Source organism: Acinetobacter sp. ANC_7654, from assembly GCF_056779855.1.
Genome location: NZ_JBWYIR010000002.1, coordinates 1 through 16,246 on the forward strand (window position 1 = coordinate 1; position 16,246 = coordinate 16,246).

General features: G+C 37.4%; 14 protein-coding genes and 1 rRNA gene. 9 read left to right on the forward strand and 6 right to left on the reverse strand.

The annotated features are described in order from the left end of the window. Window positions 1–75, forward strand: a 5S ribosomal RNA gene (rrf, locus tag AC1M86_RS02175); the annotation flags it as partial. 214 nt (window positions 76–289) lie between these two features. On the opposite strand, the gene AC1M86_RS02180 is transcribed toward rrf, so the two are convergent. Genes AC1M86_RS02180 through tssH form a run of 6 tightly spaced genes read right to left on the reverse strand, consistent with a single transcriptional unit; the run spans window position 290 to window position 7,924 of the window. Beyond that, window positions 290–1,267, reverse strand: a complete 978-nt coding sequence (locus AC1M86_RS02180; protein WP_481607140.1) for a M15 family metallopeptidase — start codon at window positions 1,265–1,267, stop codon at window positions 290–292. After that, window positions 1,264–1,881 (reverse strand): hypothetical protein, encoded by a 618-nt coding sequence (locus tag AC1M86_RS02185; protein WP_481607141.1) that lies wholly within the window; start codon window positions 1,879–1,881, stop codon window positions 1,264–1,266. The genes AC1M86_RS02180 and AC1M86_RS02185 overlap by 4 nt, the downstream gene beginning before the upstream one ends. A gap of 12 nt (window positions 1,882–1,893) precedes the next feature. Beyond that, window positions 1,894–2,697 carry a type IVB secretion system protein IcmH/DotU gene (icmH, locus tag AC1M86_RS02190; RefSeq protein WP_481607142.1) on the reverse strand — a complete coding sequence of 268 codons (804 nt, stop codon included), beginning with the start codon at window positions 2,695–2,697 and terminating at the stop codon, window positions 1,894–1,896. Window positions 2,698–2,716: 19 nt separating this feature from the next. Continuing rightward, window positions 2,717–4,081 (reverse strand): type VI secretion system baseplate subunit TssK, encoded by a 1,365-nt coding sequence (tssK, locus tag AC1M86_RS02195; RefSeq protein ID WP_481594548.1) that lies wholly within the window; start codon window positions 4,079–4,081, stop codon window positions 2,717–2,719. Window positions 4,082–4,086: 5 nt separating this feature from the next. Next, on the reverse strand, window positions 4,087–5,205 hold the full coding sequence (gene tssA / locus AC1M86_RS02200; RefSeq protein WP_481607143.1) for a type VI secretion system protein TssA: 1,119 nt from the start codon (window positions 5,203–5,205) through the stop codon (window positions 4,087–4,089). A 22-nt stretch (window positions 5,206–5,227) separates the two neighbouring features. Further along, window positions 5,228–7,924, reverse strand: a complete 2,697-nt coding sequence (tssH, locus tag AC1M86_RS02205) for a type VI secretion system ATPase TssH (RefSeq protein ID WP_481607313.1) — start codon at window positions 7,922–7,924, stop codon at window positions 5,228–5,230. Window positions 7,925–8,358: 434 nt separating this feature from the next. Between tssH and AC1M86_RS02210 the strand changes: the two genes are divergently transcribed. The 8 genes from AC1M86_RS02210 to AC1M86_RS02245 all read left to right on the forward strand — a co-directional run bounded on the left by AC1M86_RS02210 (window position 8,359) and on the right by AC1M86_RS02245 (window position 16,241). After that, window positions 8,359–8,946, forward strand: coding sequence for a hypothetical protein (locus AC1M86_RS02210; RefSeq protein ID WP_481607144.1), 588 nt, complete (start codon window positions 8,359–8,361; stop codon window positions 8,944–8,946). Between the two features lie 28 nt (window positions 8,947–8,974). Continuing rightward, the gene (tssB, locus tag AC1M86_RS02215; protein WP_092766613.1) at window positions 8,975–9,487 is read left to right on the forward strand and encodes a type VI secretion system contractile sheath small subunit; all 513 of its coding nucleotides are present in this window, start codon (window positions 8,975–8,977) and stop codon (window positions 9,485–9,487) included. Next, entirely contained in the window at window positions 9,480–10,961 is a 1,482-nt protein-coding gene (tssC, locus tag AC1M86_RS02220) for a type VI secretion system contractile sheath large subunit (protein WP_481607145.1), read from the forward strand. Before tssB ends, tssC begins: the two co-directional genes overlap by 8 nt. Window positions 10,962–11,005: 44 nt before the next feature. Continuing rightward, window positions 11,006–11,509: an Hcp family type VI secretion system effector gene (locus tag AC1M86_RS02225; RefSeq protein ID WP_092766611.1), complete on the forward strand. Its 504-nt coding sequence runs from the start codon at window positions 11,006–11,008 to the stop codon at window positions 11,507–11,509. A 68-nt stretch (window positions 11,510–11,577) separates the two neighbouring features. Next, a complete protein-coding gene (gene tssE / locus AC1M86_RS02230) occupies window positions 11,578–12,057 on the forward strand; it encodes a type VI secretion system baseplate subunit TssE (RefSeq protein WP_481607146.1) in 480 nt (159 codons plus the stop codon). Between the two features lie 13 nt (window positions 12,058–12,070). After that, window positions 12,071–13,879 (forward strand): type VI secretion system baseplate subunit TssF, encoded by a 1,809-nt coding sequence (gene tssF / locus AC1M86_RS02235; protein ID WP_481607147.1) that lies wholly within the window; start codon window positions 12,071–12,073, stop codon window positions 13,877–13,879. Continuing rightward, window positions 13,843–14,838: a type VI secretion system baseplate subunit TssG gene (gene tssG / locus AC1M86_RS02240; RefSeq protein WP_481607148.1), complete on the forward strand. Its 996-nt coding sequence runs from the start codon at window positions 13,843–13,845 to the stop codon at window positions 14,836–14,838. The genes tssF and tssG overlap by 37 nt, the downstream gene beginning before the upstream one ends. Beyond that, the gene (locus tag AC1M86_RS02245) at window positions 14,835–16,241 is read left to right on the forward strand and encodes a hypothetical protein (RefSeq protein WP_481607149.1); all 1,407 of its coding nucleotides are present in this window, start codon (window positions 14,835–14,837) and stop codon (window positions 16,239–16,241) included. The genes tssG and AC1M86_RS02245 overlap by 4 nt, the downstream gene beginning before the upstream one ends. Window positions 16,242–16,246: the final 5 nt, after the last annotated feature.

Sequence of the window (16,246 nt, forward strand, 5' to 3'; positions counted from 1 at the left end):
CGAACTCAGAAGTGAAACCTCTTAGCGCTGATGGTAGTGTGGGGTTACCCATGTGAGAGTAAGTCATCGCCAGCTCATTATTCTAAACACCCCCTTCAATAGAAGGGGGTGTTTTTTTATATGAAAAGAAAAAAATAAACAAATAAAATTAAGGGAAATGTATGGGTACGGGAAAATTAACTTCTAAATCGATGTCTTCACATAGTTAATTACAAGCGCAAAATATATCAATAAATACAAAAATGCCTGTATCGTTAACAGGCATTTTGAAAAGAGAATCAACGGATTATTACTGTTCTATATTGCTTGCTATTAAATTACCTTGTTCAGCTTCTCGCATGAAACGATCATGAGTTTCCTTGCTACGAACCAAGCCAGGCATTCGATATTCTGTATGACCGTAGTCATGAATTTTTGTCCAACGTCCTCCCCAAACTAAACCGACAGACTCAGCAACTTGACCATATAACTGATAGCCACGCATAGCCCAAGGATCACGTTCAGAAATAACGACTTTACCATCTCGCTTGAATGCGACATCAGCTGCCAAACCAAATTGGTGATAGCTACGGTATGCAGTCGCTAAAGTGGTTGCTTTATTCCGAGATAGGCTATTTTGTCGTGCAGGACTACGATAACCCTCTAGTAATACTAATTCATAGCCATGTTGTTCCTTCATAATTTTGAAGACCATAAGTAATCGTTGTTTATAGCGTGGATGCATCTTGTCCCACTTACGATTTACCATTGAAGTATCGAGATGACCATGAGAAAACTCTGAATTTTCTACATTAGGAATAGTTGTAGATGAAACAGAACCGCCAGTTTGAGCTTGATATTGTTGCTCAAGACGTACAGCTTCAACGATTGCTGCATCGACGAGACTTTCTTCAACCTCTGGTGGAGGGGAAAGAATTTCCCCATTTAATAAGTTATAAATTTGAGGATCAGCTTTCTTTAAATAGTTCGCTTCTATTTTTGTAGGATCAACGGGTTTTGTAAAAGCAAAAAGCATAATACTGCTAAGTAAGAAAAAACCAGCAATGAGTATCCACCATTGCTGTAAGTGCCAATGCGTTTGAATTTGGTCTGCTGAAGCAGCATGATTCATTTCATGTGCAAATTTACGTGCGTTTAAAAGCTTTTTTTTACCTTGTGGTAATAAGCTTTGTGCAAAATCTATTACTTTTTGTCTTATCTCATAAGACATCAATAAAGTCAGCGCGATGATCAATATCACAAAACTGACAATGATAAAAAAAATCACGGTGCAGGTTCTTTAGCAGTTCGTGTGACTGAAATTTCTACACTGGCTACAGGAATATCAATATTTTCATCAGTATCAGCTTTACTTTCAGCAACTTTATTTGGGCTGGATGTCGTAGGCTTAACCTCAGGCTTTTTAATGGTTTTCGGTAATGTTTCAGTTGTCGTCTTTTTTACTGGTTCTGCTTTAGGTTGAACTTGGGGAGTTTTGTCACTTAAAGGTTGTGCTTGATTAAAAGTTGATTCAAAGGGATTCTTACTTGAAGTCACTGGTTGAGTTGCTTGAGCGGAGTTGGTTTGCTGATGTTTGAAAATATTATTAAGCTCATTTAGCTTGGGTTGAGCTTGGTGATATTCATCAGGTTCAGATTGCTCGTTTTGATCAGCTTGGGTGATTCCCGAATCAACATTGGATAATTTATCATTTGAGTGTGTTGAATCTGTATCCGCTGCGTTAATCGGTTGGAAGCTTGGTTGATTTAAATAGGTATAAAAAGCTAAAGATGTGGCAGAGATACCAATTGCCACACCAATGATCCCACTTACTAGAGGCGAAATTTTTTTATTTTTTTTAGTAGGTGTAAGGACTCTAATATTTTTCTTTTCTTGGCTCATATTGAATATCTTTTATGGTAAATGAATCGTTATGTGGGCCTGTTCAGCAGGTGCACTAATGACATTATTATATTGAGTCATGGCTTTGGTCTCTTGTTGACTGAGCATATAGCGAAGTCCAGAAAATGCCAATAATGCAAAGAGGAGTAAAAATAAGAGAATCCAAGCGAATGGAAGTTCTTTATGAATAATGTTTTTAATTTGATCAGGCAATGCAGCGAAAGGTGAAAAGAGGGCTTTTTTACCTTTTAAATAATCTATTTCATCGCCTACGCGTGCAACCAAATGATTTAAGCTTTCAATTGATTCAATACGGTATTTACCTTGAAAACCTAACAGTAAACAGTAGTGAAAAACTTCTAAAGCCGCTAAGCGATCTTTTCCACGAGTTCTAATTTTTTCTAATAAGTCAAAAAATTGATAACCTGCGAGTTGAGATCCAAATAAAGTTAACTGAAGAGGACTAATTAACCACGAATTTTGTAAATGGAAATAACTAGGGTCCTGTTGCGTGACAATCGTTTCATCAAGTAATGCACAAAATGCATATTTTGCATCATGGATATCCTCGGCTGAGAACTGCAACTTCTTCGCTTGTAATTCGAAACGTTGTATTTGATCCATGATTTTTTGGCGAAATTCATCGACATTGTCAGGAACGTATTGGTTACGAATTAAAAAAACGATGTAGAAACCGTCATGCATTAAATCAACCAAATTAGAAGACTGCGTCAATTTATTCTGTTGCTGTGGTGTAGAGCCTGCTCCAATCTGACCGTCATCGAACAGTGAAGGTGCTCCATTAGGCATATTCATATTTTTCTCTTCTCAATCTCTAGCCATTCATCACTGCGATGAGTTCAATACTGATATCTTGGAATCCAGCAGGTACATAAATACAGATGGTTTCAGACTCCAACATGCGTTGATAGAGTTCATGATGAGGTTCAATTTCAAAATAACTCACACCAGAGCGGACTGGAATCGCAGTAGGTACTTGCATCAAATGGTGAATCGGAATAGCTGGCAATGCAGAGACGACACGTTGCTCAACATCGACTGTTGTGCCCACTTTAAAACGTAGTGGGACAATTTGTACAAGTTCGTGTGTCTGCATCATTGAACTAGACACAGCAATATATAGACGAGATTCGCGAGTGATCTTATCTGACTCTAAGCTACCAACCCAATACGAAGGACGTATTTCTTTAAGACTGATATTGAAGTATCTACTTGAAATGATTGTGTCAAGTAACTCTCTTAAAATGACATCTAACTGCGCAAAGCTATCTTGTAAATTATGATGTTGATATTGAGGTAAATGTTCAACTTCATAGGCTGTTGAGAATGTCAATAATGAGCCAGTCAATCTGAGTAATTCAAAAAATAAGCGTTCAGGGTGAATTTGGGGATGAGTCAATAAATGGCTGAGAGTTGCATGAGCAGTATTCAATGCATTCACTAGCCAAAACGAAACAATGTCACCTGATCTAAATTCAATTAATTTTTGTTCGTTTTCGCGATTGTTGGTTTGAATAGTTTTGATTTTTGCTTTAATGACATTCAAGGTACGTTTTAAATTAGCAACCAATGACTCACATGAAGCAATATGCAAAATTGGTGGAATAAATTTTGTATCAAGTTCAAAGCTTCCTGAACTATGACGCTTAATTTTTCCTATCGGCAAATATAAAAAACCATCCAGTTCATGAGGAGTATCATTCTGAGATTCCAGTAATTTCAGCTCAGCACGACGACGAATGTAAGTAATTTCAGCAGGTGTGGCATCTGTGAACAAATCATGAGTTTCATTCAGATACGAATGATATCGACTTGGTTGTGTCGAAGCCTCATGGGCGATATTACGCTTGTTTGGTTGAACGATAGGGAGCGCAAGAAAAATGGTCATTTCACCACGGAAATTGAGCTCATCGAGCAGTACGGGCTGAGGTAAAAGATCTCGCGAAGGAGCAGCGTAAATTTCACCATCTTGCCAAATCATTTCAATGTGCTCAATTGCTAGCACATGGGTCGTTAATTGAGATTCATCAAATTTGAGCTGTTGTACCCCATATGCGAATGGAATGGTGGCGCGAATAGTTTGATTTAAACGCTGTTCATGATAACTGTCTTGAATTTGAAAGTGCTGCGGTCTTAAAAATAGACCTTCACCCCACAGTACTTTTTCTGCTTTAAACATTGAGATTACCATTCATTAGATTCATTGCTATTTTTTACACCCAAGAGTTCATGGACTGATTCCAATGGGTTGTTATCGTTTTTAATGACTTGTGCGAGCCATTCATGAAGCGGCATTTGGCTCCATTTAATGGTTTTTTGAAGCATATAACTCACAGGACTATGTGGTTCATTTGCTTGAAAATAATCCGCAATATCTTTAAGCACCCGCATTGCTTGTTCACGATTTTGTAGATGACTTTGTGGTTGAGGTTGAAATGACTGCTGAGTTACTGCTGCTTGTATATTTGCTGTTGGAGCAGAATTTATATTTGAATTGTATTCTTGGAATTGTAGGTCTTGATTCATGTCAGGAGTATCCTCAGACATTAAAAATGCATCTGCTTTATAAATTTTTTTCAGTGTTTTATGTATGTCTTCCAACTGAGAATCAGTATTTGCGAAACTTGGAGCATCTAATTGCATCAGTTGATCAAGTACTTGCTTGAGTGTATCCCAGTGCGTCAAAATTTCTAAAAAGAACTGATAATTGTTGTATTGGAAACTTTTTGAGGTATTAAATAAGCTTTGTTCGAACTGCTCGATTTCTGGATGATTCTGAGAAGATCCATAATCATCAGCATTTTTTAATCTTACATTTTGTTGATGCAGTAATTTTTCATAATCGTAGATTGAATAGAAAGGAGCTGAATTGATGAGTGGAACACGTTTAATCAAAGCAGGTAATTGAGAAGTCAAACCTTGCAATAAACCCAGACGTTGATCTAAATCATCATCTTCAATTTCAGGATGTATATCTTTCCAATAATTGGATAACATACGATGCGAAAGCTCAAGGCTACGAGCGACTCCTTCGTAACCGTAGAGTTGACTCCAAGCTTCGCTTAACCAAGTCAATAAACGAATATCTTTACTTTTTTGAGTCAGAACATCGATACATTTTGCCGAAACAAATGACCAATCTGCTTGTTTAGGTTCAGCTACCCAATCCCCCATATCTAAGAGCGGATCATCTTGGGTTTTCGCTTTCTTGATTTCATGAAATTCATTCGAAAAAGATAGATCTTCGCCACAGATTGCTTGATCTGAGATTGGTTGAAGTAGCTGTTCTATATCAATGTTCATATTAATTTATATACTCAAATAATTATGCTTCAACAATTTTCTTTTTGGTGGCTTTACGCTTTTTCGGTGCTGTTGTTGGATCTAATTGATACTCAATCACGTCATCTTTGCTATCAATTTGAATTAATTTAGGCACTTTGTTATCCGCTAAGGCAATCAATATTTGTGTTGCTAGTTCAGGTAAAACTGAAGAGTTTAGAATATTGTCTACATTACGTGCGCCACTATCGACTTCTGTACAGCGACTTAAGAGGAGTTCCACCAAATCATCGGTGTATTCAACACGTGTTTGATATTGTTTGAAAATACGATCAGTAATTTTGCCTAACTTATGATGAATAATACGCACAAGTAGATCATCATGGAGTGGGAAGTAAGGCACGATACGCATACGTCCCAAGAAGGCAGGTTTAAACTGTTTATATAAACTTGGTTTTAAATGTTCAATTAAGTCTTCTGCCGTAGGCCATTCTTCTACAGGTTTAGTCAAACAGGCCTGCATAATTGCGCTTGAGCCAGTGTTAGAGGTCAATAAAATCGTGGTATTTTTAAAATCGATAACACGTCCTTCACCATCTTCAAGTGTGCCTTTGTCAAAGACTTGGTAAAATAACTCTTGAACATCTGAATGTGCTTTTTCAATTTCATCTAACAAAACAACGCTATACGGATTGCGTCTAACAGCTTCAGTGAGGACACCACCTTGACCATATCCTACATAGCCTGGAGGCGCACCTTTCAATGAGGAAACAGTATGAGCCTCTTGATACTCAGACATGTTAATCGTGATGAGATGAGATTCCCCACCATACAGCTCATTGGCTAAAGCTAAAGCCGTTTCTGTTTTCCCTACACCACTTGGTCCAACCAACATAAATACCCCTTGAGGCTTGTTTGGATCTTCAAGTTTTGCTTTAGAAGTTTTGATTCCTTGAACAAGTTGATGCAGGGCATAGTCTTGACCCATGACGCGTTGTTCCAGTTTTTCTTCTAAACTTAGAATTTGCTTAATTTCGTCATTGACCATTTTTCCTACAGGAATACCAGTCCAGTCTGAAATAATCTCATTAATGATTTGTGCATTAACACGTTCAAATACCAGAGGTTGTTCACCTTGTAATATTTTTAAATCGGATCTAAGTTGCTGAATCTGATTTTTAAAATCATTAATGTGTTCTTCATGTTTTAATTCAGAATTTTTTTGCTCAAGTGTTTTGATTTTTTGAACAATTTCTAGTTCTTGTTTCCACTTTTCAGTTGTGGCATTTAACTCATTTTCTATTTCAGTGATCGTATTTTTAAGATTGGAGAGGCGTTCGTCATGCTGTGGGAACTGATTATTCTCTTGTTCCAAAATATCTAATTCAAGCAATAAATTATGATGTTGAGCATGGAGCTGATCTAACTTTACCGGCTGAGCATTCTGAGTTAATGCCACACGAGCGGCAGCAGTATCTAAAACACTCACTGCTTTATCTGGGAGTTGTCGACCAGCAATATATCGATGTGAAGAATGAACAGCAGTCACAATGGCTTCGTCATCGATTTGAAGATTAAAGTGTTTAGCCATGACAGGAATCATGGCGCGAAGCATATCAATCGCAACTTCTTCAGTCGGTTCTTCAACTTTGACGACTTGGAAACGACGACTGAGCGCCGCATCTTTTTCAAAATATTGCTTATATTCAGCCCATGTAGTTGCAGCAATTGTTCTTAACTCGCCACGTGCTAAGGCTGGTTTAAGGAGATTCGCCGCATCATTTTGCCCAGCTTGACCGCCTGCACCAATCAGTGTGTGTGCTTCATCAATGAAGATGATGATAGGATGAGCGGAACTTTGAACCTCTTGGATGACTTGTTTTAAGCGATTTTCAAATTCACCTTTTACACTTGCACCTGCTTGTAATAGACCCATATCAAGAACATGGATATGTACATTTTTTAATGCATCAGGCACTTGGTTGTTGGCAATCTTCAGCGCTAAACCTTCAACGACAGCAGTTTTACCTACGCCTGGCTCACCTGTTAAAATAGGATTATTTTGACGACGACGCATCAGAATATCCAACATAAGGCGAATTTCAAACTCACGTCCAATGACAGGATCAATCCCACCGTTAAGCGCTTTTTGAGTCAAGTTAATGGTGTATTGATCTAGTGCAGGTGTTTTTGCATGAGATTCTGAACCTTGAATCGTATCCTGACCCTGAACATCATTTTGATGATCAGCTTGAGGGAGATGCTCTTCAATGCTAGCTTTACAAATTTCTATAAATTTGTGTTTCATCGTATCAATCGGGAACAGATCGAATAAACTCGATGCACGAAGCGCGATTTGATATAAATCTCCTGCAGTCAATAACGCAACTAATAAGTGCCCGCTACGGATGACTGGGGTTTGATCTGCGGAAGCAATAAGCCAAGCTTGTTCTAGCAGACGTACAATCGATTGAGCAAAAATAGGTGTACGCGTATTGCCTTTGGGCAAGTGCGAAATCGTTTCTTGTAAATCATCGATCAGTGCATTTTTAGAAATTTTATAGTGATCGAGCAAAATAGAGAGATCATTTTTTACGTTTTGATTTAATAATTCGAAGAGTAGATGTTCAATTTCGATTTCGTAATTTTGTTGATTAATACAATAATTTGCAGACTTTTCTAGTGCTGTTCTTGTCGTAGGAGATAGTTTTGTAATCAAAATTTTCAAGTTATTCATCAGAATTCTCTGTGTTCAAATTATTTATAGTTACTTAAAATAAACCTACATAACGTCTATTTTTAAGATTTTTAACGACTAAATATTTAATAAACAATAATTTTTAGTATGAAAAAATTCACCCATATTTTTTATTCTACCTAAATAAAGGTGATAAAAAAACTATCCTATAGTGTGAATCGTTTACAGAACTATATAATTTTGTAACTTAAAAAACTTAATTGTTTCTTTATTATAATGGTCATAATGTTGACTAAGTTTGCATTTATAAGTTTAAATTTTAATTAAATCTAATATATATAGAAGACATTGCTCTAAACATTGAGTGTGTTAAAAAATGATTTAATGAATCATATAGTTAATGTAAATTTTATAATAAATGAGGGTGTATTTTGAATACTAAAATTCTGCTTACAACTCTGCTAATTGGGTTGGGGATGGCGTCTACAACTTACGCAGATGAAGTAAAACTCAAAAGAGGTTGTGTTAAAGATCATCCATTAGTAGCGGGTGAAACAGACCAGACATTGCTACAAATTTATGCTCAAGCATGTGATAAAAAAAATAAAGACAACAAAAATGGTTTTCTAGCACAAGCAGCTCAGCGTTTTCAACAAATCGGACAAAATCAGAAAGCACTTCAATTGGTGAACATTCTTAATGCACAAAATGTTCAGCACTCATCGTTAACAGATACTAAGTTTTTAGCTGGAATCGGAATCGCGAATGAGGCATTAGAGCAAATGCGTGGACCAGAAGTACGTTATTTGACTGAAGAGACTTACGAACCTGCGTTGGCACTTTCTGAAGCAGTTAAAAAAGCTAAACCTTTGACTGTAATCGAAACCAAAGTTGAAGAAGCACCTAAGCGTGTTCAAGAGACTCGAACTACTCGACAGCCTGCACGTACGACGCGCCGTGCATCGACTCCAGCAAAAACAACACCCGCTAAAACAACGACACCTGCGAAAGTTGAAAAACCAGCAGCACCAAAACGTGAGAATCCATTTGGCTCGTTGAACTGATCAAATTACAAATTTAGGAAAAAATAATATGGCTAAGCGTGAAAGTGTTCAAAAAAAATTACAACGCATCCGACCACCTCGAGTACAACTGACGTATGACGTAGAAGTAGGTGATGGTAAAGAAATAAAAGAACTTCCTTTTGTTGTTGGTGTATTAGGGGACTTCTCAGCAGCATCTGAACTTGAAAGAACCAAACTGAAAGATAAGAAATTTATTAATGTAGATTTGGATAACATTGATGAAGTAATGAGTTCGCTAGCACCAAGAGCAGCCTTCCAAGTTGAAAACACAATTTCGGAAGAGGGTGGAAATATGTCGGTAGATCTTACTTTTAACTCAATGGAAGATTTCCGACCTGAAAATGTTGTTCAACAAGTTGACCCTTTACGCAAATTGGTTGAAGCGCGTGAACGCCTTTCAGATTTGCGTAATAAAATTTCAAATAGTGAACGTCTAGAAGATCTGCTTGATGAAATTCTTCAAAATACAGATCAAGTACGCAAATTAAGTGCTGAAGCAGGAGGCGACGACCGTGAGTAATTTACAAACCGCACCTGCGACAAGCAATGCTGTTGAAGAAACGAGTCTTCTAGATTCGATTGTTGAACAAAGTCGAATTGCGCGTAACGATGATGAACATGTTCGTGCGAAAAATTTAATTGGGGAATTAGCCAAAGAAGTTATGGCTGGAACAATTACTGTTTCAGAAAACATGACGGTCTCAATAGATAAGCGTATTGCTGAAATTGATGCTTTAATTTCTGCTCAATTAAGCAAAATTATGCATCATGAACAGTTTCAAAAGATTGAATCGACTTGGCGTGGACTTTACTACTTCTGTCAAGAAACACCTTCAAATCCTTTAATTAAAATCCGCATTTTAAATACCACTAAAAAAGAATTGATTAAGGACTTCCAAGGCGCAACTGACTTTGATCAAAGCACATTGTTCAAAAGAGTGTATGAAGAAGAATATGGTTCTTTTGGTGGTGCACCTTACGCAACTTTGATTGGTGATTTTGAATTCGATCGCACACCGTCAGATATGTATCTTTTAGAACAAATCTCTCATGTTGCCGCTGCCTCTCATGCACCCTTTATTTCAGCAGCAAGCCCTTCAATTCTAGGTCTTGAATCTTTCACTGAAATTGATCGTCCTCGTGATGTATCTAAAATTTTTGAAACTGCAGAATATGTACAGTGGCGCTCATTCCGTGAAAGTGATGATTCTCGCTATGTGGCTTTAACTATGCCACGCGTTCTGGGTCGCCTGCCTTATGACCCTAAAGAGGGTTGGGCAACAGAAGGCTTTAACTTCGTTGAAGAAGTCTCAGGTGAAGATCACGATCAATATCTCTGGATGAATGCAGCATACGGTTTCGGTACACGTTTAACGAATGCATTTGATATGCATGGTTGGTGTGCAGCAATTCGTGGGGTTGAAGGTGGTGGTTTAGTAGAAGGCTTGCCAGTACATACCTTCAAAACCAATGATGGTGAAGTCGTATTTAAGTGTCCGACAGAAGTTGCGATTACGGACCGCCGTGAGAAAGAGTTGAGCGATCTCGGTTTTATTCCATTAGTACACTGCAAAAACACAGACTACGCAGCGTTCTTTGGGGCTCAATCGACCCAAAAGCCTAAGAAATATGATAGCGATACAGCGAATGCAAATTCAGCACTCTCAAGCCAGATTCAATACATCATGGCTGTGTCGCGTATTGCGCATTATTTGAAAGCAATGATGCGAGATAAAGTCGGAAGTTTTGCTTCAGCTGGAAATGTAGAAAGCTTTTTGAATGATTGGTTATCTCAATATGTATTACTAGATGATGGTGCATCACAAGAGGCCAAAGCTAAGCGCCCGCTTCGTGAAGCATCTGTAAAAGTTGTGGAAGACCCGGCGAACCCTGGTCACTACAAATCGGTCGTGTTTTTAAGACCGCACTTCCAGTTGGACGAGTTGTCGGTATCTTTGAGACTTGTCACTGAGTTACCTCAGTCCTCTAATTAAATAGAGCAACTTTATAATAACGTTAAATAAAACAGGAAATCTTCATGAAAGATATATATGTTCAATTTCGAGGAAAATACAAAGTAGACGGCGAATCTCGTGACACTGAGCACAAAGATTGGTTGGAAGTTAATTCTTGGTCTCATAACATCCGTCAGCCTAAATCTGCGACATCTTCAAGTGTTGGTGGTCATACTTCAGAGCGTGTTGAACATTCAGACATGTTATTCGTTAAAGATTTAGATGCGACTAGCCCGAAACTTTGGGAAGCATGTTCTGCTGGTTACACTTTTGATGAAGTACAAATCGATTACTACCGTGCGAATGGTGATAAGCGTATCAAGTACCTTCAAATCAAATTGAAACATGTTCTAGTTTCAAGCGTAACACCATCTGTAAATGCTGAAGGTGTTCCGACTGAAGCATTTGGTTTGAAATATGCTGCTGTTGAATGGACATACAACCAACAAGATATCGATGGTACTCAAAAAGGTGCGATCACGAAGCAATGGTCACTTTCTAACAACACTGCAAGCTACAAAGCTTAAAGTCTTGAAAGTGAGAGGAGTAGGGGCTGACTTAAGTTGGCCTTTATTCATCTTTTAGAGTAGGCAAGATGAAAACAAATTTAGATCATCTTTATCCATTTGGCTTCCGTGCAACTTTATTTGACCGCTTGATTCCAGAATATGAGGATCAGATCAGAGGCTTATCTATGCAAGAGCTACGTGAATCTGTTGCACATGACTTGGAAGATCTACTCAATAGTCGAGTAGCCAAGTTTGATCAAATTGATGACTTCCCTACGGTTAAAGGCTCGATTGCACAGTTTGGCATTATTGATTTTGTTGGATTATCAACAGCCAATCCAATGGATCGAGACAAAATTTGCCAATCTATTCAGCAGTCCATTGCGGCACATGAACCTCGCCTACGACAAATTCAAGTTGAAATGTTGTTAGACAGCGACAATATGGGCGCACTTTGCCTCAGTATTCAAGCATATTTAAATATCCATCCATTGTATGAGCCTGTAGTTTTTGATGCTTTATTGAAACCAACGACACAACAATATGTAATTTCGGCTAGATCTTAAGATTGGGGCTTTTGTGATAGAAGAACTTTTACCGTACTACGAAAAACAATTACAAGAATTTGGTCAACAATCTCGCGAGTTTGCTCAGAAGTATCCTAAAATTGCCCAACGGCTCTCGCTCAACCAAGAACAGATTGATGATCCACACATTGAGCGCTTAATTCAGGCGTTTTCGTTGATTGCTGCTCGAATTGATAAAAAATTAGCAGACAGTTATGACATTTTTACACGTGCTTTATTTGAGGTGATGTTCCCTCAATATCTAAGACATTTTCCAAGTTGTACTGTCGTCAGTTTCGAGGATCAAAATAAAATAAAACAATTAACTGAAGCTCACGTCATTCCGCAGGCAACAACGCTAAAATCACGAAGCTTTAAGGGGGTACAATGTGAATTTAATACCTCTCAAGCTGTACGATTACTTCCCATTCAACTGAATCAAGTTCAATTTAAAACGAACCCAAGTGCTCAAATTCATCTCAATCAAAATGCCACTTTGCAATTAAGTTTTGAAACTTTCAATGAAGCAGGCTTGTGGATTCATCAAGAAAAACTCCCTATTTATTTAGATGCTATTTCAAATTTTCCGCTGCAAGTTTTGGATAGTATTTTCAAAAAAGATACGACTTTTACGGTACGCATTGGAACACAGCTTTATCAAATTTCTAATCCATTTTCCTTAATGGGCTTTGAGGAAGATGAGAGTTTATTGCCTATTGATCAACATACACATCATGCCTATCGCTTGTTGATGGAATATTTTTGTTTTGCAGATAAATTCAGCTTTCTTAATCTTGATTTGTCTTTTTTAAGAAATTTATTAGATCAGCAAACGAGTTTTGATCTCCAAATTCATTTTAAGTTAAACCTAAACGATCAGGCGATTATTCGTAATTATTCAGAGCTGAATGTTGCAAATTTCAAATTATTTAGCACGCCGGCTGTTAATCTTTTTGAAAAAAATGCTGAACCACAAAAAATACATCATCGACAACTTGAATATCCATTGATCACGGATGCGCATCATCCTGAGTTTTATCAGGTCTATTCGATTCAGAAAATGCACATGGTTCGTGAAAAGATTAATCAGGAACAGGTTTATCATCCAGTGTTGCCGTTCTTTGGAATGAGTCATTACCATGATGAAAATGTCCAATTTTTCTATGCATTGAACTCATCACAGCTCAACAATAAGTTTGTTGAAACGGGTTATTCCATTATTTCTAAGCATTTACAGCCGTATGATACAAAGTCTGATTTTATTAGCACCGTATTGCTATGTTCGAATCGGAATTTACCGCATGAAGCATTAAGCCAGTCAAATAATATTTTAAATCTGAATGATAGTAGTTTGGCACGTCGAGCGTTGGTATTGAAGCGTCCGAGTTTACCCTATCAATTTGAGCAAAATCAGAAAGAGCAATGGCGCATTATTTCTCATCTTTCATTAAATACGTTAGCACTGATGAAAGGGGATGCGGTAGCACATTTAAAAGAATTATTAGAGTTATATAACTTACCGGCGAATAAAGAAAATCATCTGTTAATTAATTCGATTAAACAAATTGAATTTAGCCTGACGCATAAGTTGGTTGAAGCAAAACCTTTCCCGCTTTTCGTACGAGGACTCAAAGTTGTTATCCGAATCGATGAACAAATATTCAGAGGTCATAGTCTTTATATTTTCAGTCAATTGCTGAGTCATGTGTTTAACTTAAAAGTGCAGTTAAACAGTTTTGTCGATGTCATAATCGAAGATGCTCAATCACAACAGGAGTTATACCAATGCGTGCAGAACGTTGGTGGCAAGAAGCTTCTGTAATAGACCATTTATTTCAACAGCCGACTGCTTATGAGTTTATTCAGTCGATTCGATTGTTAAGACATGTGCCCTTTGCTCGGCCACATACACCATGGGATCGTGATTTTAAATTTCATCCTTCCTTAGAGCTTAACTTCCCTAAAAAAGAAATTGAATCGCTAGCTTTAGAAGATGAAAAAGTTCAGCTTACAAATTTAATGGTGGGTTTGACTGGCATGCAGGGGGCATTACCCTATAGCTATACCAATAAAGTTAAATCAGCATCACGCAAATTTCGAGTTGAAACAACGCAATTCTTGAGTTTATTTAATCATAAGCTCACTTCACAATTCGTTGATGCGACGGTCAAGTACAATTTACCAGTACGGTATGAGGTCGAGTCTGAAAATCATTATCTGAATATTATCCATGCTTTAAATGGTTATATTAGTCAGCAACATCAACAACAAGAACTTGATGATTATTTTGCTGAATTTGCAGGATTAATGCAGGGGCAAAATAATACAGCACATGCTTTAAAAACCATGATTGCACAGGTATTTAATCAGCATGTGGCAATACAAGAGTTTATCCCTGAAAAATTTAAATTAGAGCTTCAGCAGAGAACATCCTTAGGAGGGGCGACGCCAAGCTTGTTAGGATTGAATACATTTTGTGGAGAGACTATTACCCAAATTGATGGCAAAATTGAAATTCAAATTGGACCGTTGGATCGTAAAACTTACCTAGATTTTCTACCACAACAAAAACTAAGTTTAAAATTAAAAAAACTACTACAAAGCTGGTGTAGCCCAACCTTATTGGTTGATGTTCGTTTAATTTTATCAAAACAAGAAATACAGCCTATTACTTTAAATTCGGAGCATTCTATGGGGCTTAGTCAGGGTGCCTTTTTAGCTCATAATCAACCGCTAGACAATGATGAAACTTGCTACCCATTGCTTGGAGTAGCGTCATGATCAAAATCATTGTTGGAGTGTTCCTTACTGTTTATCTGGTGATTTCTGCGATTGTGGTGCTGTATTGGCGTGACATCAATTTTGATCCTTCTGGCAGTGATCTACTTATCTTTTTTGGATTGTTACCTGTTGCAATCACTGCTTTTTTGGTGATGCCATATATGATTTATCATTGGATAAAAGAGCAAAAAAATAAACAGAATGATCCTCAACTTAGCGATGAGGTCGCAATTGAGGAGCTACAGCCTGAGCCTGTGGAGTGGATCAATTTAAATGTCTATCGCGCTTATGCACTCAATGCTTTGGGTGAAAATCATCTGATTATTGATGCGATTCGGGAATTCAAGAGTCCTGAACTTGATGACAAATTATTGAATGGGTATGGCTTGCCTATTCTGAGTTATCGAATTTCTGATTTAGACGTCGAACAAGATGAAGAGGATGAATATAGCTTCAAACGGCAATACCGCATTCACCAATTGATTCTGACTCAACTCGAACAACAAACAGAAATACTCTGGGAAATTAGTGAGCATTTAAAAAAATCTGCACTTTTCTACGATACTCAAATTAGCCAATCTTATCGTATGCATCCAGCATGGATTGATCCTCAGGCTGAGTATCATGATGGGGAAGAAGATACTCCTTCTGTGCAGCAAGTTTATCGACTGAATAAGCTTAAAATCCACCTGATTCTCGCTGAAGAATTACTGCATGTTTGGGATGAACAAGATTCTGAGCAACTCATTTCAGACTACCTGAGTCAGCTCAATTATATTCCTGAAGTGTTTCACGTGGAACACCACTATTGGGGTGCTGAAACAAGCTATAGTGAATGGATTCATCTTTTACAAAGTATTGAAAAAGATGAGTCGTCTATAAGTCTTGTGTTTATCGTTGATTCCGAAATTGACCAAGATACATTAGATGAAAAGATTTGGATTTCAGAGCAGTATATTCCTGCAGAATATATTTCGAGCTGTTGTTTAGCTTCACCTAAAATTCAAATTGAAAATGTTTTACCTACGAAAACATTAGATATTGCGATAAATGAAAAACAACTGAAACAGAGTTTAGATCGCTATAACATTGATCATCAGTTCAAAGTGGAAAATGAGCAGCCCTTTACAGTTCTGTTGGATGACATTACTCAACTCAAAACACTTAAGAAAATTGAGCAAAATTTTGCCAATACGAATATTGAGCAACATCACTATTTAATGCTTTTTCCAACACTTGGGAATACACAAAGCTTAGCTAAAATTTTTGGCTTTACTCTCGCTTTTCAGTTTGATGATGCCTTGATGACAATGGTGTATACAACTCAAAACCCAGATGTTCAGACATTTATTCAAACTTATCAATCAGAATCAGACATAAATCCTGAGCAGCAAAACGTTTAAAAATT